Annotated in this window: 14 protein-coding genes; all 14 read right to left on the reverse strand. The window is 39.3% G+C overall.

Annotated features, from left to right (window positions below; all coding sequences use genetic code 11):
• Positions 1-138: 138 nt before the first annotated feature.
• Positions 139-2,859, reverse strand: coding sequence for a TrlF family AAA-like ATPase (locus IBX42_RS01635; protein WP_294927809.1), 2,721 nt, complete (start codon positions 2,857-2,859; stop codon positions 139-141).
• Between the two features lie 61 nt (positions 2,860-2,920).
• Positions 2,921-3,295: an ASCH domain-containing protein gene (locus IBX42_RS01640; RefSeq protein WP_294927812.1), complete on the reverse strand. Its 375-nt coding sequence runs from the start codon at positions 3,293-3,295 to the stop codon at positions 2,921-2,923.
• A gap of 294 nt (positions 3,296-3,589) precedes the next feature.
• Positions 3,590-3,931, reverse strand: coding sequence for a TraR/DksA family transcriptional regulator (locus IBX42_RS01645; protein WP_294927815.1), 342 nt, complete (start codon positions 3,929-3,931; stop codon positions 3,590-3,592).
• Between the two features lie 171 nt (positions 3,932-4,102).
• The gene (locus IBX42_RS01650) at positions 4,103-6,466 is read right to left on the reverse strand and encodes a flagellar protein (protein WP_294927818.1); all 2,364 of its coding nucleotides are present in this window, start codon (positions 6,464-6,466) and stop codon (positions 4,103-4,105) included.
• A 172-nt stretch (positions 6,467-6,638) separates the two neighbouring features.
• On the reverse strand, positions 6,639-8,147 hold the full coding sequence (nuoN, locus tag IBX42_RS01655; protein WP_294927821.1) for an NADH-quinone oxidoreductase subunit NuoN: 1,509 nt from the start codon (positions 8,145-8,147) through the stop codon (positions 6,639-6,641).
• The gene (locus IBX42_RS01660) at positions 8,147-9,694 is read right to left on the reverse strand and encodes an NADH-quinone oxidoreductase subunit M (RefSeq protein WP_294927824.1); all 1,548 of its coding nucleotides are present in this window, start codon (positions 9,692-9,694) and stop codon (positions 8,147-8,149) included. The genes nuoN and IBX42_RS01660 overlap by 1 nt, the downstream gene beginning before the upstream one ends.
• A 3-nt stretch (positions 9,695-9,697) precedes the next feature.
• Positions 9,698-11,620 carry an NADH-quinone oxidoreductase subunit L gene (gene nuoL / locus IBX42_RS01665; RefSeq protein ID WP_294927827.1) on the reverse strand — a complete coding sequence of 641 codons (1,923 nt, stop codon included), beginning with the start codon at positions 11,618-11,620 and terminating at the stop codon, positions 9,698-9,700.
• A gap of 3 nt (positions 11,621-11,623) precedes the next feature.
• Positions 11,624-11,932, reverse strand: a complete 309-nt coding sequence (gene nuoK, locus IBX42_RS01670; protein WP_294927830.1) for an NADH-quinone oxidoreductase subunit NuoK — start codon at positions 11,930-11,932, stop codon at positions 11,624-11,626.
• A complete protein-coding gene (locus tag IBX42_RS01675; RefSeq protein ID WP_294927833.1) occupies positions 11,929-12,507 on the reverse strand; it encodes an NADH-quinone oxidoreductase subunit J in 579 nt (192 codons plus the stop codon). The genes nuoK and IBX42_RS01675 overlap by 4 nt, the downstream gene beginning before the upstream one ends.
• Positions 12,508-12,518: 11 nt before the next feature.
• Complete coding sequence (gene nuoI / locus IBX42_RS01680) at positions 12,519-13,154, reverse strand: NADH-quinone oxidoreductase subunit NuoI (RefSeq protein ID WP_294927836.1); 636 nt, start codon at positions 13,152-13,154, stop codon at positions 12,519-12,521.
• Positions 13,155-13,163: 9 nt separating this feature from the next.
• A complete protein-coding gene (gene nuoH, locus IBX42_RS01685) occupies positions 13,164-14,150 on the reverse strand; it encodes an NADH-quinone oxidoreductase subunit NuoH (RefSeq protein WP_294927839.1) in 987 nt (328 codons plus the stop codon).
• 3 nt (positions 14,151-14,153) lie between these two features.
• Positions 14,154-16,640, reverse strand: a complete 2,487-nt coding sequence (locus IBX42_RS01690) for an NADH-quinone oxidoreductase subunit G (RefSeq protein WP_294927842.1) — start codon at positions 16,638-16,640, stop codon at positions 14,154-14,156.
• Positions 16,640-18,883 (reverse strand): 2Fe-2S iron-sulfur cluster-binding protein, encoded by a 2,244-nt coding sequence (locus IBX42_RS01695; protein WP_294927845.1) that lies wholly within the window; start codon positions 18,881-18,883, stop codon positions 16,640-16,642. Before IBX42_RS01695 ends, IBX42_RS01690 begins: the two co-directional genes overlap by 1 nt.
• 12 nt (positions 18,884-18,895) lie before the next feature.
• A complete protein-coding gene (locus IBX42_RS01700) occupies positions 18,896-20,929 on the reverse strand; it encodes an FAD-dependent oxidoreductase (RefSeq protein WP_294927848.1) in 2,034 nt (677 codons plus the stop codon).

The raw sequence follows: 20,929 nt of genomic DNA on the forward strand, positions 1-20,929 counted from the left end.
TGAAATAAGAATGTTGCTTTAAGTGGTCTTGACAAATGGGGACGTTATAGATTTTTCTATATGTAGTAAAAAATGAAACTCTGACCCACACTTTTTTTTCATTTTTCTTTTGCCTTTTTTATTTCATATTTCAAATAATTATTTGCTGATACCATATTTTTTTTCTCTTTTTTGAAAAGCTTCTTTCCCACCTTCAAGCTTTAACAAATCTTCTCTATAGTTATGATCTTCTATAGTAAATGATTTTGCTTCTGTACTACCTTCGTTATTTTCTAATTTTATAATTAATTCTGCATCTGCATTCAAAACAAAATTAGCATTGTGGGTTGCAAATATAATTTGTCTTTGCTGTTTTTTTTCTTTTATTAAATCAACTAAATAGTTCGCTATCAATGAACTATCTAAATGGGCCTCTGGTTCATCAATTATTATCGGATTGTTTCCAAGTGAAATAAGTATAACTATTGCAGCAGTACATCGTTGTCCAAAAGAAGTGTTATCAAGTGGCTTACTATCGTAAAAGACCTTTAATATTTTATTATTTTCAACATCTCTCATATTTTTCATTATTAATAGTTTATAAATTTGAAAATATAATTCTTCACTAAATATACTTATCAAATTTTGATATGTCTGAGAGTTTCTAGTATTTATTTTTTCTGTAAAATTTTTTGATTTTTTACATTTCAAAACTTCTTCTAAAGTAATATCTTGAAGATAATTTTTAAAAGTCGTTTTTTCACTAATATTAATTTTATAATGATTCATTTGGTTTACAAATTGTTCAAACATAGTATCAAAAATATTTTCATTTAGTTGATATTCAACCCTTATCACTTTTACATCTTCTTCATTTTTTCTTGCTATATTGATAAATAATTGATTAATTTCTTCTAGCTTATAATTAACTTTACTTCTAAATTTTTCAATCTCAGCATCTATGTCATCAATGGTAAATTTATGTCGTTGTTTTCGTAGTTTATTTATTTGCATTTTCAATTTAGATATTTCATCTTTGACATTTTCAATATTTGAACTTGCGGATTGTGCGTCTTTTATATTTTCATCATTCATGCCCTTGCTTTTTAAATACTCTTCAATGTTTTTTAAATAAGTACTCTTTTGTTTTTCTAAATCTTCAATTAACTGTTCATCTTTACTGTAGTCTACAGCGTTACATTTAGTTATCAAACTTTCTATATTTAAATATAGTTCATTAAAATAGTCATCATAATTATTTTGAAGTTTCTCAACTTTTCGATATTCATCGTACACATTTTTTAATTTTTTATACAATTCGTTATATTTATTTCTTGAATTTTGCAATTCAAGTATTTGCTTATGATTGCTTTGTAATGCATCTTTATTTTCTAAATATGTTTTGTCTGTAAGTGTTTTAACAATATTTTCATACTTCTTTAACTCTTTTGCTTTTTCAATTAAATGATTATGATAAGACCTTCTATCTTCAAGTAATTTGATTTGGTCATCAAATATTTCTAGATTTTCTGTTATTTTTTTTTCAATATTTGACAATTCTTTATTTGCATTTTTATCTAATCGTTGATAAATAGCTTCTGTGAATTTTTTTGAGTCTTTAGCAAATTCCTCAATACTGTTTTGAGCTAAAAACTCTATATTTTCTATTTCATCAGGTGTAAATATCACATTTGATTTAACTTCTTTAGGATTTAATTTATCAAAAAAAAATTTATCTGCTTTATCTATTTTTTCTGCAATTAAATTTAATAGCGTACTTTTTCCACTACCTCTGCCACCTATGATACAAGTCAAGAATGGACTAAAATTAATTATATTTTTGAAATTAGCAAAACAAAATGTATCATTATCCCATTTTGCATTTGAATCAAATTCTAATTTTAAATTTTCAATTTTATGCAAAGCTTCTTGTGGTTTGTTTACACCGATATATACCCTTGATGGTTCATATATAACCTGCTTTAATCCTTCAAAAGTTGGATTGGCTTTTATCCAACAATATCTATTGTTGTCAGGTTTAAATAATTTATCCTCTTTATGTGCATCTGAACCATGAATACAAGGCTTTAATGAACCACATTTTTGTATTACACTTTCTTTATTCACGCCTTCTTTTAAACCAAGAAAAAACTTTTTGTCATTCTCATTTGAAGAAAAAATCATATTAGATAATTTATATATCGCTTGTCTAGTTGCATCCAAACTACCTGATTCATTTTCAAATAAATCATAATGTTTTTGAATTGCCGAAGCACCATCTTGATTAGAGTTACTTACCACAATAATAGTATTGCTTCTAAAATCATTATTTTCATCCCGTAATTTTTGCAAATCAGAATGTGAAACTACGAAACTATCTATTCCTTTTTTCAATGCTCTATTTTCATCTGTTTCACCCAACTCCTTACCTAGTGCGATAAATCCATTATCATTCATTTTATGTTTTCTCGAACCTGAGGAATATTCTAAAGTTCCAAAAAAATCATTATCTAGTTCAGACACATATTCAGGATTAAAAATACAATGGATATTTATTAATCTACCCTTATCAGTTGATGGCAGCATTCGAAATTCAACATTTGGAATTAAATAAATTTTTTCTATATCTTCTTTAATTTCTTTTAATTCTTGAAAAGTATTTAATCTTTGCATAAAATTTTGTACTTTTTTATAATTTTCAATACTAAAATAATCTGTTATACCGATTACAGCAATTTCATTTTCAACTGCTTTTTTAAAAAAATCAATGCAAAATTCATCAAAAGTTTTACTGCTAAACTGGTCATTTTTGTTTGTATCTTTTGTATGTACATGTAAATCCCATTTTCTCCACTCAGAGCCTCTATTGGAATTATTCATAAATTACCTCTGCAAAAAAATTTATTTTACTCATGCCCAATATTCCAACCCACCACTTCCCTCAAACCACATACTTAAACGATTGTGGAGCGGTAAAGTTACCGTACATCTCATGAGGGCATCTAGGCTTGTCGTATTTATTTAAAGATTTTATCTTTATGGCATAGCCTTTTTCTCTATCCATAAAATAGCTATCATAAAAATCAGCACTTATGCCAGAGAAGTTTTTCGTCTTTTCCCATAAAGCTTTTGGATGCTCTTCTAGTATAGCTTCAATATCAAATTCGCATATTATCTTACCTACAGGCATGGTAGAATATATAACAACCGACTTGATACCTTTTCTTTTAAAGATGCTTTTTCTATACTCAAACTTTTTATTACCGTTAAAAATTTCTTCTACAAATTGAGGTTTAATCGATAATAATACTTTCATCTACTTCTCCGGCTCTCTACTTGTGTTATATTTTATCAAAAAGCATATTGCAAAAAGCTTTTTTGTTCTACTCATTTCCAACCACATCCTGCACCTTCCCCATCAACCCAAAACTAGCGCTTGCGGTTTTTGCTTTAGCAAAAAAGTTTCCTTGAAAATTCTATCTTCTATATCTGTTTGTATCGCTAGCTCATTCATACCAAACACCTGCCCCTCAAACCTAATGTAAATGACGAAATTTTACTTGATTTCAACGAAGAAATTGGGTAAAAGCATCGTTGTGCTGTGGTCTCATTATCTTTTAACGGAGGCGCACTCTATGCAAAGCCCGTTTTCGGGCATAATTTCAAGTCTCTCTTTTGCGATGTCATCGCCGCAGTCTATACATTCGCCAAAGGTTTTGTTGTGGATTCTATTGAGTGCGGAGTTTATTTTTTTGAGTTTTATCTCGGCTTGTCTTAAGTTTTCCAGTGCCATGTTTTGCTCTTGCATTGCCTCTTGTCTTGTAAGTCTGCCTAAAGAGACGTCGGGGCTTACGGGTTTTGTTCTCTCTTTTAAAGAAGCAATACCTTCTTCAACCTCACTCTTTAAGTTTTCAAGTTTTTCTTTAAAGTATTGTAATTTTTCATTCTGCATTTTATGCCTTTGTTTTAGTTACCGACCTTACGCACTTTTGTAAAAAAGTTTGTAAAACACCTTATAATTCTCGAAAAAGATACTTTTTCGTAGCTTTAGGGGGTTGTAGGGACATCTGTCCCTGCCACTAGAACGGACGAGTTCGTTTTAGTGCGTAACATCAGTTAGTTACTATATCTCTTTTGCACTCTTTGCCAGCTCTGCCCATGCGGAGCTAGGTTCGGCGTCTATAGCTTCTTGGTAGGCTTTTTGTGAGGCGTCGTCTCTCCAGAGTTTCTCTAACACACTTCCCAGAAGATACTTTTGTCTTGCTCTTTGAGTAGCATCTAACTCTAAAACATCGAGCGATTGTATAACCTCCAGCGCTCTGTTATAGTTCTCTTTGTCGCTGTAGGCTTGATAGAGTGCGAACTCAACAAAAGGGCTTTGCGCATATGAGTTTGAACTCTGCTGTATTGCCATTATCTTCTCGCCGTATTCTATGACCATGTTGTTATCTTTTATCTCACTTCCTACCGCCATAACCGCTACATATCTCTCTATATCTCTATAGTCGTCTTTGTATGCTTTTAGCAGCTCGGTGATGGACTCGATCATCTTTTGGTGATTTTCAAGCCTGTGGTAAGTGTCAAATAGAGTTCTGTAGACATCTTTGTACTCTGAATTTTCATCATCTTTAATAAGTGCTACTAGCTCTTTGGAAGCTTCGATGACATTGGAGTAGTTTCCTGTTGCAAAATCGACTTTAATATATCTGTAGAGCCACTTTTTTCTCTGCGCCAAATCTTTTGATTTAAGGTTTTTGTCCGCCATCTTTTTCGCCAGCTCAAAGTCTGCACCCTTCATGGCGCACTCATAAACCCCGTCATCCCACTCATCTGAGAGTTCGATTTTATACTGTGAGGAGATAAGAAGAACGCTGTTACACTCTTTTACACTAAGTGCCTGTTTCATGGTTCCTATTGCTGCTTGAGTTATTACCTCTGGCACGTCAGGATACTCCTGTTGGCTGAGGCTTAAAAGCTCCCGCTCCATAGCGAGCGACTCCGCAAATCTCTCGTTTTGCAAAAGAAGCTTTGCCTTCTCATATATGGCTTTATTTCCGATGCTGTCATTTTGATACTCTTGCATGAGCTTGTCGTACGTCTCAAGTTTTAGGGAAGCATTTTCATCGCTGACATCAAAGAAGAGTGAATCTTTTGCAACTTGAACTTCCTCTGCATACATGCCGTCTTTAAAGCGCTCAAGATAGTTGTTAAGCGCGCTTAATGCCTCTTTCTTCATCTGGGTTTTGCTCAACCATATCCCGATATTTCTTGCAAGCTCTTCATAGACCTCTTCTGTAGGCTCAATATTTTCAAAAATAGCCTTTGCTATTCCCGCTGCTTGGACAAGCTCTGTGTTGTCTGCCAAATCATACATCATATCCATAGATTTATAGATATCTATCTCTGAGAAGTATTTTGGCTTTGCTTTAATGATTTTATCTATCTGAGCAGCCGCTCCTTTTGCATTTGAGTTTGCCATATGGTTTTGCGCCAGTTTAAATGCGGCTTCTGCTGCAACGTCTATGTCGTCACTCTGTGAGAGCACTTTTTCGTAAAGTCCTCTTGCTCTAACTAAACTACCGTCGAGCTCAAGCGACTCTGCTAGATAAATATAACCCCAATAGGAGTGGACAGAACCTGCATGTTCACTAAAGAGTCTGTCAAAAAAGTAATCTGCATCGCTGTTTATCCCGAGTTTTGTATATGCTCTAGCAATTAGCGAGAGAACCTCTGCAACATTCTCATCTGATGAGTACTCTCTTAAGTACTCTTTTGCAGCTTCGACAAGCTTGTCATTTTCGTCTAGTTTTGAGTAAACTCTGATCTTATAAAAAAGTAACTCCGCTCGAAAAAGCGAGTTTGGATACTCTTTCATAATATCATTGATTAACTCTAACGTAAACTCATAGTTTTTCTCTTCATAATACTTTTTTATTTTTATATATTCGGTTACATCCCCGACTTTTTTAAGATGAACCGGATTGCCCTTCATATTTAGGCTGCCGACATAGGGGAGCAGATCTTCAGCGTATGTAAATGGGAAATTTATCGCCGCTTCGGAGAATTCATGCTTCTGGATTAAAGGCATTTCATCTATATAGCCCACAATCATCCAGTGGTTTGAGAGTTTTACCTCTGCGCTAAAAGTTGTATCATCTTTTTTGAGATCAAAAACAATAGGAAAGAGCTTCATCTTTTGATATGGTTTTATAACAAGAAAAAAGGTCTCTTGTTTTGCTTGCGTACCTATCTCAAAAAAATTGTTTTGAAGTTTTTGAAGTTTTTGCGTGGGAGATTTAGAGAATGCACAGACTATTTTAGAGACGGCGTCAAAGTCATCCCTAAACTCTTGGCAAAGAAATTTTTCGCTGTCTCTTATATGAAGAGTGGAGTATTGTTGATGCTTCTCTTTTGCGCCTTGAAGAGATATTTCAAGGGCAAAAACATTAAGAGATATAAAAAAAACAAGAAGTACTATTTTTAACAATTAAATACCCCTTATTTATCATCTGATGTTACGCACTAAAACGAACTCGTCCGTTTTAGTGGCAGGAACAAATGTCCCTACAACCCCCTAAAGCTACGAAAAGGGTACTTTTCGAGAAGATTAGAGGTATTTACGAACTTTTTTGCAAAAGTGCGTAAGGTCAGTTATTATTTTAATAGCCGCTATTATATACAAACACCGTAATAAAATCTAAAAGCTCATTTACGCCAACAAAAGCAAAAATAGTTCCTATGGCTGCTATACCGATGATTGTCTTGAGCGGAAGTGTTGCATTTGCGCTGTAAACATGACCGCCATCTTCAACAATCGGATCTTTCATAAACATATAGACTATAAGCTTTAGGTAGTAATACCCTGCTATCGCGGAGTTAAGCGCCATAATAAGCGCTAAAACCGTATATCCGCCTGTAATTGCGGAACTTATCATATAGAGTTTACCCCAAAACAGAGCAAACGGAGGAAGACCCGCCAAACTTAACATAAACAGAGCCATAATAGTTGCGGCAACCGGCGCAGTTTTAATCATACCTGCAAATTTGTTGTAGCTATGGTCTGACTGCTGATGCGCCGGAAGATTTTTCTGTCTGCTTATCCAAAGCATCGAGAATGAACCTAAATTTGTAAAGCTAAAGAGTATCCAGTAGAGGAAAAGTGCGCTGTTTGACTGCGTCGTTCCGATTAGAATTGCCGCCATAACAAAACCTGCATGCGAGATTGAACTGTACGCAAGCATTCTTTTTACGTCTGTCTGAACAAGCGCCCAGACGTTAGCCATAGTCATGGTTAAAACCACGCCCATATAGAGGATGACCTCAAGCCAAACTACGCCGCTGTGGATTAAAAACTCAAAGATTCTCATAGCAACGACAAAAGCCGCTATTTTAGGAACGATTGACATATAACCCGCAAGTGCGGCAGATGAGCCCTCGTAAACGTCAGGCGTCCATGTATGAAACGGAACCATTGAGAGTTTAAATCCAAATGATGCAAGCAAGAAGACAACACCGATAAGCACAAATGCTATATCTTCATAGTTGTTGGCAGTTAAAACCGCGGCAATCTGGTTAATCTCAACAGAGCCCGTAAGAGCGTAAAATATCATAGAACCGAAGCTGAAAAATCCGGCTGCAAGCGCGCCCATAGTAAAGTACTTAACAGCCGCTTCAAACGATTTGTCGCGGTTATGCATTGCAATAAGCGTGTAAAGTGCTAAAGAAGCAGTCTCAAGCCCTACAAATATAAGTATAAGATTGTCCGTTGCGACCATAAACTGGAAGCCTGCAATCATAAACAAAAAGAGCGCAAAGAACTCAGGATAAGAGAACTCATGGAATCTCTTATGGGTAAGTGCCAGCGGGATAAAGAGCATAGATGCACCGACAATAATAAACTGAGAAAGTATTGCCAGACCATCTATAAGCATAACGTCAAAGACACCCATGACCGTACCGTTTTGAGTAAATACGCCCGCAGAATCCATTAGTGCAACAAAGTCGACTCCCAAAACAAGGAGGCTCAGCATTACATAAAGAGACTTGTGTTGATCGCTCTTAAAAAGATCAATAACTATGATTAACAAAGCGCCGACGATTGGAATCAACATTGGCACTAGAGTCATTAAGTTTAACGACTCAATCGAAACATTTACCGGTGATAACATTAGTGTGCCTCCTTAGCCGAAGTTCTTTTGATGATAATATCCAAACTAGGAATTCTCTCTTTTGCCTCTTGTGAAATCGCTTTTTCGTGCATTAATTGAACAACGCCCTCAACGCTTGTGTTTATAGTTCCCAAAACAGGTTTAGGGTATATTCCAAGCCATACGGTTATGATTGCAAGCGGTATAAGAGCAAGCATCTCTCTTTTGTTAACATCGGGAAGATTTCTATTCTCCTCATTTGTGATAACTCCAAAGAACATCTTTTTATAAGCCGCAAGCATATAGATAGCACCGACTATAATAGCCATACCCGCAAGAAGCGTTAAGATGTGTGACTGCTTATAAAAACCTAGCAAACTTAAAAACTCTCCGACAAAATTGATAGTCAGAGGAAGACCCACAGAGGCCATAAGCATCAGACCAAATATAGTCGCATAGCGCGGCATAACCGAGGCCAAGCCTCCAAACTCACTCATAAGCTTTGTGTGTCTTCTGTCGTAAATAACCCCTACAAGGAAGAAGAGCGCGCCTGAGACAACACCGTGCGCTATCATCAGGAAGATTGAACCTGAAATACCCTCGACATTTAGTGCAAACGTACCAAGGATAATAACACCCATGTGCGACACCGAAGAGTAAGCAACAACCTGTTTAATATCTTTTTGCGCGTATGCCACCATTGCCGTATAGATAATCATGATGATTGCCAAAATAGCTATCGGGAACATAAAGTAGACCGACGCATCCGGAAACAACGGAAGCGAAAAGCGGATAAACGCGTATGTACCCATCTTTAGCAAAATTGCCGCAAGGATTACGGAACCGATGGTCGGTGCTTGACCGTGAGCGTATGGCAACCAAGTATGGAAAGGAAACATCGGAACTTTAATTGCAAAACCGATAAAGAATGCGACAAACAACCAGGTCTGGAAAGATTCAGGCAGAATCAGACGGTACCACTCTAAAATTGAGAAACTCCACTGACCGGTTGCCTGATAGTAGAAGTACGCCATAAATAGCATACCCACAAGCATGACAAGCGAACCTGTAAATGTATAGAGGAAGAACTTTACAGATGCGTAGATACGAAGAGGTCCGCCCCATGCACCGATAATATAGAGCATCGGCACGAGTGAAAGTTCCCAAAATATGTAAAAGACTATGGCATCAAGAGCAGCAAAAACACCCACCATCGTCATCTGTAAAAACAGAAGCGTGATTATCATGTTTTTTATATCTTTGGTCTCGCCTAGTGAAGCGATACCTATCATGGTAAAAAATGCAGCAAGTATAATAATAAAGAGTGAAATTCCATCAACCCCTACTATATAGTTAATGCCGAATGTCGGAACAAGCGCAATGGTCTCCATAAACTGCATTCCTGAAGCATTTGAATCAAATGCAAACCACAACCACAGTGCAAGAAAAAACTCAATAGTAGCCACGGCAATACCGTAAGAGCGCATACTATCCTTGTTGACTACAAATCCAAGCATCGCTGCGATTGCCGGGAAGAAAATTAAAATCGATAAAATATGATCCAACATCTATTAAACTCCTAAAGCTGAGAGAAATGTTTTGATTTCCCCGGAATATCTTGCTGCAAGTCCAAAAACCACAGCCAATGAGAGCAGAACTACAGTTCCGGCTACCATCCACTTAAGCATAGTCGATAGATTACCGCTTTGCATAACTCTTGTTTTTTCGCCTGTTTGATAGAATACGTTTGCTATGCCATCAACAGTTGCATCAACAATTTTTTGATCAATTTTAGTCCAAAATATCTCTGAGAGTTCTCTATATGCTTTTACAATATAGTTTTCATAGAAGTATGGAATATAGTACTGATTTATAAGCAGTTTATATCCAAAACTATTCTCCATCTTTGATGTTCCGTCCGGCACTTTGATATCTTTGCTTGTATATTTTTTGTAGGCAAAAACAATTGCCGCGATTACAAAAAGCTGAGTTCCGATGGTCATAATCCAGTACGTCGTAGCTGAGTGAACATGATACTCGGTTGCTGGAAGCAGATCAGTTACCATGTTGAAATATCCCATCTTAAATGCGCCTGCAATGATAGCAAGAAGCATAAGCGGACTCATTGCAACTAGCATAAACTTGTACGCCTCATGCGGATGGATGCCGAAATGCTTGTATCTGTCTTCACCGTGAAAGATGAGCGCTACAAGTCTAAATGAGTAAAATGCCGTCAGACCTGCAGTAAAGAGCAGCACTGTATAGATGATAAAGTGATGTTCAACAAACGCAACCTCTAAGATTAGATCTTTTGAGAAGAAGCCCGCGAGTGGAAATATGCCCGCAAGTGCGACAGAAGCTACCGTCATCATGATAAACGTTCCCTTCATCACTTTGCCAAGACCACCCATTTTAAACGGATCAAGCTCATTATGCATAGCGTGCATAACGTTACCTGCGCCCAAAAAGAGAAGCGCTTTAAAGAATGCGTGAGCCATAAGGTGAAATAGTGCAACCCAGTAAGCGCCCAAACCTGCAGCTGCAAACATGTAGCCAAGCTGTGAGAGTGTCGAGTATGCGATAACTCTCTTCATGTCGCGGTTTACAAGAGCCATGGAGGCTGCAAAAAGTGCGACAAAAGCACCAAGGGAAGCGATAAAAAGCCCTACATTTGGAATCAAATCATAAAGAGGATTTGCACGGATAACAAGATAAACACCTGCCGTAACCATCGTAGCCGCATGGATAAGAGCAGAAACCGGTGTCGGTCCCTCCATTGCGTCTGCGAGCCAAGTGTGAAGCGGAAACTGAGCCGATTTACCCATAGCACCGATGAAGAGGAAGATCCCCATCCAAGTCAGTACTGCAGTATCAAGTGACGGCATTGCCGCGAAAGCTTCTGCATACTGAAGAGTTCCCGTGTTCCAGTAAACCAAAAAGATGCCGATTAGCATCCCAAGGTCTGCGATACGGTTCATAATAAACGCTTCGTTTGCCGCCCAAGTTGCGCTCTCTTTGTGGTACCAAAAGCCAATAAGTCCCCATGAACAGAGACCAACGCCTTCCCAACCTATGAAGAGACCTGCAAAGTTATCACTCATAACAAGAACCATCATTGAGAAAACGAACGCCGATAGCCACGAGAAAAATCTGTTAAAACCTTTGTCATGATCCATATAACCGATAGCGTAAACGTGAACAACGGTTGAGACCAAAGTTACGACTATCATCATGGTAACACTTACCTGATCAACTACGAATCCAAAAGGGATATAAAGGTCGCCAACTGCCATCCATGTCATCATCTCTACATGTATCGTGTGTCCCGTAACCATAACCAAAACAAGAAGCACCAAAGAGCTTAAAAACGAAACCCCAAGGAGAATACTCGGAACGATTCCCGCAATTTTAGTTTTTGGCGATGCACCAAAAAGCGCAGCAAACAAAGAACCCACCAGTGGCGAGAAAAGTGCCGTATATAAAAAGAGTTCCATATCTTATCCTCTCATCGTTGACATGCTGTCAAGATCTATATTGTTATGTTTCTTATGCCAAACAATCAAAAGACCGAGTCCTACGGCTACCTCAGATGCGGCAATAGCTATAACGAAAAACGCAAACATCTGACCTGTCAAATCACCATAATAGTGTGAAATTGCGGCAAAAGAGATATTTACAGAGTTCAAAAGTATCTCTGTTGCAAAAAATAGCATAAGGAGATTTTTTCTTCTCATAACCCCGACCAAACCTATAGCAAAAAGGATTGTCGAGAGTACAAGATAGTGGTTTAGTCCTATTTCCATCATGAGAGCACCTTCTTGTTTTTATCTTCTTCTCTCATCCTTAATATCTCTTGCTCGTTCATAAGAGTAAGAGAGAGATCCATCTTCTTTCCTGCAAGTACAATCCCTGCAATCATAGCAACTAAAAGCATTACCGCCGCTACTTCAAAAGGAACGAGGTACTTTGTAAAAAGAATCATACCAACCTCTTGAGTGTTGCCTGCACCTTCAGTAACCGGATAGAGCGCTTCAATATTGCTTCCGACTATAGGAGCCGCAACTATAACAACAATTAAAAGAGCACTTATAACGCTTAGTCCCAAGATTATCGCCTTGTTGCCCTGCTTCTCTTTTACATCTCTTGTCGTATCAAAGAACATCATACCAAAAGCATAAAGCGCCATAACGGCACCGGAGTAAACAACGATTTGAACCGCACCTAAAAAATCAGCGCCTAAAATAAAGAAAAACGCCGATATAAAAATCATTCCTGCTGCCAATGAACTAAGAGCATATAACGCCTGTGAAGTCGTTACCGCTACATAAAACATCGAAATAGTCAAAAAGGCAAACAGATAAAATGCAACTGCTTCAAACATAACCAAACTCCTTAATATGCTAGAGGTGTTTTTTTAACACGCTCATCTTCATGTGGTGTAATCGCGCCGAAGCCTTCAAACTCAAGCTGAGTTCCGGCTTTCATCTTATCAAGCGGCGTCAACATATCCTCATACATTACAAAATGCTCTCTCTGATCACTCGCATTTTCATACTCACCGCCATGCGTGATAGCAAGTTCTGGACAAACTTCCGCACAGTAGCCGCAGAAGATACAGCGACCCAGATTGATGCTGTATTCGCTAACCTCTTTGCGAGAGTTCTCATCGAGCTTAGTGTCGATTCTGATACAGTTAGAGATACAAATCTTCTCACAAAGTCCGCAACCGATACATCTCTCAGTATCTGACTCCCAAAGTCTTTTCATCTCATGAACAGCTCTGTAACGTGGACCTATAGGCATTTTTTCAGCCGGATACTGCACCGTATGAGTGTCAAATTTAATCATCTCACGAAGTACAACCCAAAGACCGACAAAAAGTTCGCCTCTGAAAGCTCTTTTTATAACTCTTTGAAATTTACCCCATCCGTCAGTTGGATAAGGCGCAATATCCACCATGTAGTAGTTGCTGTCTAATTCCGTAACATTTCTGTTGTTAAAATGCTCTTGTATATGTTCATTATGCATACTTACCCCTTACATCATTACTATTGCAGTTATAACTATATTTATCATAGCTATAGGCATTAAAACTTTCCAACACAACCACATCAACTGGTCAGGTCTAACGTCAGGCCATGCGGCTCTTGTCCACAAGAAAAAGAAGAAGAAGAATGCAACTTTAGCCAACAGCCCAAGTGCGCCTAAGAAGCTTCCGTCTCCATAACCACCCAAGAATAGAAGTGCCATAACAAAAGAGATAAAGAACATATTTGCATACTCGCCGATGAAGAAAAGACCCCATCTCATACCTGAGTATTCCGTTCCAAATCCGTCAATAATCTCATGGTCGTTTGCTATTAAGTGAAACGGTGTACGACCTGTTTCAGCAAATGCCGCTATCCAGAAAAGTACAAACGCAACAGGCTGAGACCAGAGTATCCAGTCCGTAATTCCGCCTGCTTGATACTCGTTAAAGTCGATAAGAGATAAAGAACCGACCATCATAACAGGTGCTAAAATCGATAATCCTGTAATAACCTCATAAGAGATAAATATAGCAGCTGCCCTTGCCGCTGAGAGCAAAGCGAACTTGTTTGCAGATGCCATACCTCCAAGAAGAGGACCATAAAGTCCCACACCCATAATTCCAAGAATATAAAGAATACCGATATTGATGTCTGCTACAATCGGATGAACTTCGTATCCAAAAATCGTAAATGATGGTAAAAACGGGATAGCAGCTGCTGCCATAAAAGCAGTTGCCGCCGTAATAACCGGTGCGATTTTAAAGATACGACCGACTACGTTGGCAGGGACAATATCCTCTTTTGTAAAGAGTTTAATACCATCCGCCGCAACCTGCAGGAGTCCAAAAGGTCCGACATTGACAGGTCCAAGACGACGCTGCATAAATGCAAGAACTTTTCTCTCAAAGTAGGTACCTATTCCCGCTAATGCAGAAAATATAAGTAAAATGACGACGATTTTAATAATCGTCTCAACAAAATATGCTGTTTCCATATATTACGCCCTTTCAATCGAAGCTGTTGCAAAGCGGTATGAGCTAAACAGAGCCTCTGTATTTAATTTAGAATCAAATGTCGGCAACAACACAATGTTACCGCTAATTTTATTGTCACTTACTATATTTGCCACAATTTCACCGCTTGCGCTCTTCACTCTCACGCTGTCTCCTTCGTTAAAATCAGATTTACTCAAGAACTCCTCACTCATGTAGACACCGCTTACCTCATCAAGATTGGTAGCTTTATAGGTAAATGGAGTGAATTGTCTTACAGGATTTGCCATGTAGATAAGTGTTCCCTCTAGTTTTTCGTCGCTTATCACAGCAACAGACTCATCGCCGCTTTTTGCCGTAGCGATATTTTCCAATAGGTACCCGCGATGCTCCGTGCCGTCGTTATCGTAGTGGTTTGGAAGATTGTCAAACTCTTCTGCCCTAAACCCACTCTCAAGAGGAAGCATTTTCGTGTACTCAATAACAAGTTCAGCTTTTAAACCAAGCGCATTTGCAATGTCGTTTAACTCATATCCGTTATAACCGATTGCCGCATTTGTCGGGTTTACTCTTTTGTTGATGCTCGTAAGCGTTCCCTCTTGCTGATTAATAGCAGGCATATCCAAATCGCCATCGCCTAAAGCCGAGAGAGTAAAATCTCCCTTCGTGTTGTAGCCTACGGTATAAGAACCTGCCACTTCATCAAGCTCGCAGATAAGCGCAACGCCAAGAGTGTTTGTCAGGTTCGGTATCATCGTAAGCTCAAACGCACTATATTTTTCAATAAGCGCTAAAAGACGAGCAAGATTTTTTGAGTTTGGATGAGTATAGAGGTCAGGTCCCGCAATCAAAGCAAACGTATCTTTTTTAGCAAGATTTTTCTCTAAATTTTCCATAAACTTCTCATCAGCACCTAAAATCTCTAAAAGACGGTTCTCATCAACTTCAACCTCTTTTGAAACCTTTTTAGGAACCATCTTTTTCTTCTCTTCCTCTACCTCTTCCTCTTCGCCGCTCTCTTCGTTTTTCTTCATAACTTTAACTATTTCGGTAATCTCTTCTTTGATTATCTCTTCAACCGTTATAGTTTTTGTAGAGTGAAACGATGCCAGATAAGAGACTATCTCGCTTGGAAGCTTCTCTTTATCAGCAAATAGATCAAGAATCAGATAGAGAACTGCTTCTTCTTGCAGGGGTGCATGATACACACTCATAATGCTTTTGCCAAATCCCTCAACAACAGGATCTTTTACAGGGTGGAAGTAAAGACCCGCGCCCTTGTTTACTGTTATAGAGTTATTTAGAGCATAGCGTGCATTTGGATTGTCACTCTTAATAGCAGTTCCCACAGAGATAATAAAATTTGCGTTGTGTGTAGCTTCAAGATCGTAACCGTAGAGTTTTGTACCGCTGATTTCGCTGTAATTGTTTAAAAATGTCTGAAACGCTTTTGCTTCACTGTTTAGAAGTTTGTAGCCGAACTTCTCTTTTAGTTTTTGTAAAAGAAGAGCCTCTTCGTTTGTGATGGTAGATGTAAATTTGATAGTGTCTGCTTTTTTAAACGCTTCCAAAGCATTTGCAAATGCCGCTTCATCTTTACTCTTTACCTCGTTTTGATAATCAAATCCGTATCTTCCCGCACCGCAAAGTGATACATAGTTCCACTCATTCATAACGCGGTAGATCTTCTCATCATTGTTTTCAATGCTTATATGTTTTACATCGTAATTTATTTGACATCCCGCAGAACAGTGTCCGCATGTTGCAGGAATTTGCTTCAGTTCCCATGCATTTGAAGTATAGATAAAGTGTGTATCAACAAGCGCTCCGACCGGACAAACCGCAGCACACTCGCCACAACTTGTACAATCAAGCATCTCTTCGCCGCTCGTTAAGCCGATAAGGGATTTGTTGAGTTTGTTCCACATAGCATACGCATCTTTTGGCATGTTCTCTTTATACTCTGCTTCAAGTGCATCTGCACCGCGCGGTACTGTTTTGAGCGAATTGTCACCTATCATATCTTTACATGCAGTGACACATCTCTCGCAAACGATACATAGACCCGGATTATAGTGAATATGTCCCCAGTCAATATCGCTTCTATCTACATCTTTGACCGCATAGTGCTGTGCATCCACGCCCATCTCTAAAGTGTAGTTTTGAAGTTCACACTCGCCGGATTGATCACAAACACCGCACTCAAGAGGATGATTTACATCGTAAACCTCCATGATTGCGCGGCGCTCTTTGATAATATTTTCAGTCGATGTTACAACGCTCATGCCCTCTTTTGATTTTGCGTTACAAGCATACACCTGTTTGCCGTCGGCTTCAACAAGACAAAGACGACATGCAAGTGTCGGGCTACATCTTGTTAAATAACAGATTGCCGGTATAAAGATATCGTTCGCGCGGGCAGCGTTGAGTATATACTCGCCCTCTTGAGTCTCTATCTCTCTTCCATCAATATTTATACTGATTTTACTCATTACATTACTCTCACTATCTTGGATTTTTCAAATCTATATCTACCTGCATCTACACTTATATCAAAGGTAGGATTAAGCGCTACAGTTCCTTTTAGTTCGCTATCTAGCTTGAATTTTCTTTGGATTTTTGTTTTAGCAAAGCTAATCTCAACCATATCTCCATCCGAAATTCTAGCAGCTACGCTAAACTGTGCAGAGCCGTGCAGGAAGTTATCCTTAGGAAGCTGCTCCGCTTTTAGGGTGTAGTTGTTAAACTGAAGCACAGGATCACATTGGTAGATGATGGTACCGTTAAACTCAGGCAGATCATCAAGCTCTTCCAATTCTCCGTTTGCTTCAAGAGCAACCTCATCAAGCAGATATCCGCGGTTATCTTCGCCCAGAGGAGATAAAAAGTTCTCTAAATCATCAAATGCAATCCCTTTAAATCCAGCCTCTCTCCTAAGCTCTTGCGTATAGTGGGTGGTCTCATCTTTATGGACTCCCAACGCTTTTGCTAAGTCATTGAGCGTGTATCCGCTGAAGTGCAGCGCAACGTTTGTCGGAAGCACTCTATTGTCAATGCTTACAACCGTTCCCTCTTGCTGATTAAGGGCAGGTATCGCCAAGTCGGCACTGCCAAGAGAAGAGATAACAAAGTCGCCCTTTGCGTTATATCCCACTACGTTTTCTATATTCTCATCGCGCTCAAGCGTATTGATAAGCGATACGCCAAGGGTATTTGCCTCACGAGGAACTACCACCAAAGAGAAATCGCTGTACTTCTCAATAAGCGCCGCCAGCATTGCTATATTGCCCGCTCTCTCATGCGCAATAAGATCGTTGCCGATGATAAGTACTCGCTTTTTTGCTCTTGTGAAAGATTTACTCATATAGGAGAGTTCCTCTTCGCCGATATTTGTCTCAGCGTAGATGTAACCAAGATCAAGATCATCAAAAAATGCTCTCTCGCTCTCGGTTAAATCAGCATCTTTGAGTATCTCATAAGCCAGAAGCGCCATAACGCCCTCTTCCGTTCCAACTTCATACTTCATCATCTGCGTTATGACGTTTTGCATGAGCACATCTTCCATGGGGTGCGCATAAACAATTTTTGCACCGTTATGTTTTGAAGCCGTTGTAAGTGCATATCTCACGCCCGGATTGTCCGTTGCTATTCTGCTACCTATAACGATTGCCGCATCTGAGTGCTTAATCGCATCAAGAGAACCGCTGTGGTGAAGTTTTCCGCTAAGAGAGCCGTATGACTTCATAAATTCGCCAAAGAGTCTTGCATCTTCATTGAAGAGCTTGATTCCCAACTTCTCTTTTAAAAGCTGTAAAATATGCGCCTCTTCATTTGTAATAATAGAAGAGAAACGGATTGCTTTTGCATTCTCAATCGCCTTGAGTGCTAACTCAAAAGAGTTCGCTTCACTACTCTGTTTGTTGTCAAAATCAAAGCCGAATCGTCCTGCCCCGCAAAGCGACGTAAATTCAAAGTTGTTTTTTACTCTAAATATCTCATCTGCACCGTTAATGGCGCTGTGTCTTGTCTCATACTCCAGTGGGCATCCCGCCGAGCAGTGAGCACATGTTGCAGGAACGCGTTCTAGCTCCCATGCATTTGCCCTATAGCGAAAACCGCTGCTTGTCAGTGCGCCCACAGGACATACGGCTATACACTCTCCGCAGAAAGTACAATCAAGCATCTCGCTGTTTTTTGGGATAATAGTTGAGCTGTATCCGCCGAATTTAACCTCTATGGCATCATCACCGATAACCTCATTGCAGACATGAACACACTTTTCGCACATAATACAGAGTGAAGGTTCATAATCTATAAGTCCCCAATGTTTAATCTCTCTAAGCTGATCACGAGCTGAAAAATTTTGGCGTTCTACACTAAACTCCAACGTTTTATTTTGAAGGTCACACTCTCCTGATTTATCGCAAACACCGCACTCAAGAGGATGGTTTACATCATAAAGCTTCATGATGTTTACTCTCTCGTTTTGCAGCGCATCGTTATTTGTAGTTATCTCTATACCCTCGGTCGGAGGCGTGTTACAGCTTAAAACAAATCCGTCTACACCGTTTGCTTCAACAACACACATGCGGCAAGATGCACATGGGGAAGTTTTAGAGATATAGCACATAGTAGGTATATAGATTCCGTTTTTGCGGGCAACCGTCAGTATAGTCTCGCCCTTTTGAGCTTGGACTTGGATACCGTCAATTGTAAAATTAATTATTTTATTCATAGCATCCATCCTTTACGCCTGCACCATTGCGATATAGTAACAGCGCATGCATCTCTCTGCTTCACTCATTGCCTCTTCTTGAGTAAAACCTAGTTTTACCTCTTTGTTGTTGTATTTTCTATCTTCAGCATCAAGAACTGTAGAGTGCTGGCGAGGTATGCCCGGTAGCCATCCGGTAACTTTCTCTTTTTTATCGTAAACGCGAAGTTTTCTTAAGTGGTCTTCCATAATCTCATCATCACTTAAACTAACCTCTCCACTCTGAACATAGCGCGCCATAACAGAAGCCGCGCGTTTTGCCTGTCCTACGGCATTTACAATCGTCATAGGTCCATATTCACAATCCCCTGAGGCAAAAATACCCTTACGGGATGTCATATAATCTTTGCCGTTTGTCTTAATGGTAGCCCATGAGGTTTTCTCAATCTCCCACTCTTCGGGGAGAAGCTCCAAATCAGCCGACTGAGAAACCGCAGGAATAATATAATCCGCCTCTATCTCATAAGAAGCACCCTCGATTTTTACAAGCTCTGCGCGTCCTCCGTTTGGATCAGGAACAAGCTCAAACTTGTCTACCAAAAGAGATTTTAAGAGATTGTCCTCATCTCTCATCTGTGCAACTGCTGAGTGAAAAAGGAACTCAACGCCCTCTTCTACCGCCTCGTGATACTCTTCATAGGTAGTATTTTTAATAATTGTTTTTTCATCTCTTCGGTAAATCATATAAACTTTTTTCGCATTGGCACGGATTGCACAGCGAACAACGTCCATAGATGTAAAACCGCCGCCGACGCACACAAGAATTTTACCTGTTAAATCAACATAATCAGTAGTTAAAAGATTCTCTTCTTGCTCGGCTTTTGTGATTGTATAGCCATACTTCTCATAAAGATTTACTTTGTCCAAAAAGTCGATTGCGCCCCAGTAACCTTTTATTTCAGGTCTCTCGTTATCACAATATACTTTTTTAGAGATTCTTGTACCCGTTGCAACCATTGTCGCATCATACTCACTCTCAAATCTTCTCATATCATCAGCGTTGATTTTAGAGTTTACTAAAAAATTAACACCCATATCTTTGACACACTCAATATCTTTGTTATATTTGTCAATCGGCATTCTGTATTCAGGAACACCAACGGCAACTTCCCCGCCAAGCACCGGAAGTTCTTCGTAAACATCAACTTCTATGCCCTCAGCAGCAAGATAGTAAGCGGTTGTAAGACCTGCAGGACCTGCACCGATAACAGCAACTCTTTTACCGATGCTTGGTTTTTTCTCCATCGGATGAAAGAAATCATATCCGTGATCAGTCTCCCAATCGGCACCTAAACGCTTAAGCGACATAATCGATATGGGCTCATCAAGATTTGTACGACGGCATGCATCCTCACATGGATGTGGACAGACACGACCGCAAACGTGCGCAAGAGGCATAGTTTGACGCGTTGCCATAAGCGAATCGTCCATTCGTAAATCTCTTACGCCCTCAATGTAGGCAGGAATATCTACATGAGAAGGACAGGCATCGGTACACGGCGCAGTTATCTTTGCAATATAGCCAATCTCATCACCATAATGCTTAGAAGGCTTCTGCTCGTTTATGCACTCCATAAAAACATCTTCAAAGTGCTTCATTAGATCAATAATCGGATTTGGAACAGTTTTGCCAATCTCACATTTTGAAGTGATTTGCATACTTTTACCGATCTCCCTTAGATGGTCCAAATCAGCTACACTTCCCTCACCGCGAGCGATTTTATCGAGCTGGTCATATAAAATACGTCCGCCCCAACGCCCAGGTGCACATCTCCCGCATGCCTCAGAATACTCCTGATACTGTGCAGCGTACTCCATAGCCAAACGGATTACGTCTACATCTTCATCAAAAAGCGCCACACCGTCCCAGCCTATAAAAGCTTTGGACTCTCTATGGCTGTCATACTGTGCAGGCAGGTTGTAAGCTGATTCTTCCCACTCCTCTTGCGGCTTGTTAATATTGTTTATAAACTCACCGTTCCAAGTAGAAAAATATACTTTACTCAA

The organism is Sulfurimonas sp. (genome assembly GCF_014859695.1).
In the GTDB taxonomy this organism is placed as follows: Bacteria; Campylobacterota; Campylobacteria; order Campylobacterales; family Sulfurimonadaceae; genus Sulfurimonas.

What these genes read in the sequence shown, in the direction of transcription:
- nuoI (WP_294927836.1), bottom strand. Translation starts at nt 13,154, where the DNA reads ATGCATAATGAACATATACAAGAGCATTTTAACAACAGAAATGTTACG.
- IBX42_RS01690 (WP_294927842.1), bottom strand. Translation starts at nt 16,640, where the DNA reads ATGAGTAAAATCAGTATAAATATTGATGGAAGAGAGATAGAGACTCAA.
- IBX42_RS01695 (WP_294927845.1), bottom strand. Translation starts at nt 18,883, where the DNA reads ATGAATAAAATAATTAATTTTACAATTGACGGTATCCAAGTCCAAGCT.
- IBX42_RS01645 (WP_294927815.1), bottom strand. Translation starts at nt 3,931, where the DNA reads ATGCAGAATGAAAAATTACAATACTTTAAAGAAAAACTTGAAAACTTA.
- nuoK (WP_294927830.1), bottom strand. Translation starts at nt 11,932, where the DNA reads ATGATGGAAATAGGACTAAACCACTATCTTGTACTCTCGACAATCCTT.
- nuoL (WP_294927827.1), bottom strand. Translation starts at nt 11,620, where the DNA reads ATGGAACTCTTTTTATATACGGCACTTTTCTCGCCACTGGTGGGTTCT.
- IBX42_RS01635 (WP_294927809.1), bottom strand. Translation starts at nt 2,859, where the DNA reads ATGAATAATTCCAATAGAGGCTCTGAGTGGAGAAAATGGGATTTACAT.
- IBX42_RS01675 (WP_294927833.1), bottom strand. Translation starts at nt 12,507, where the DNA reads ATGTTTGAAGCAGTTGCATTTTATCTGTTTGCCTTTTTGACTATTTCG.
- IBX42_RS01660 (WP_294927824.1), bottom strand. Translation starts at nt 9,694, where the DNA reads ATGTTGGATCATATTTTATCGATTTTAATTTTCTTCCCGGCAATCGCA.
- IBX42_RS01640 (WP_294927812.1), bottom strand. Translation starts at nt 3,295, where the DNA reads ATGAAAGTATTATTATCGATTAAACCTCAATTTGTAGAAGAAATTTTT.
- nuoH (WP_294927839.1), bottom strand. Translation starts at nt 14,150, where the DNA reads ATGGAAACAGCATATTTTGTTGAGACGATTATTAAAATCGTCGTCATT.
- nuoN (WP_294927821.1), bottom strand. Translation starts at nt 8,147, where the DNA reads ATGTTATCACCGGTAAATGTTTCGATTGAGTCGTTAAACTTAATGACT.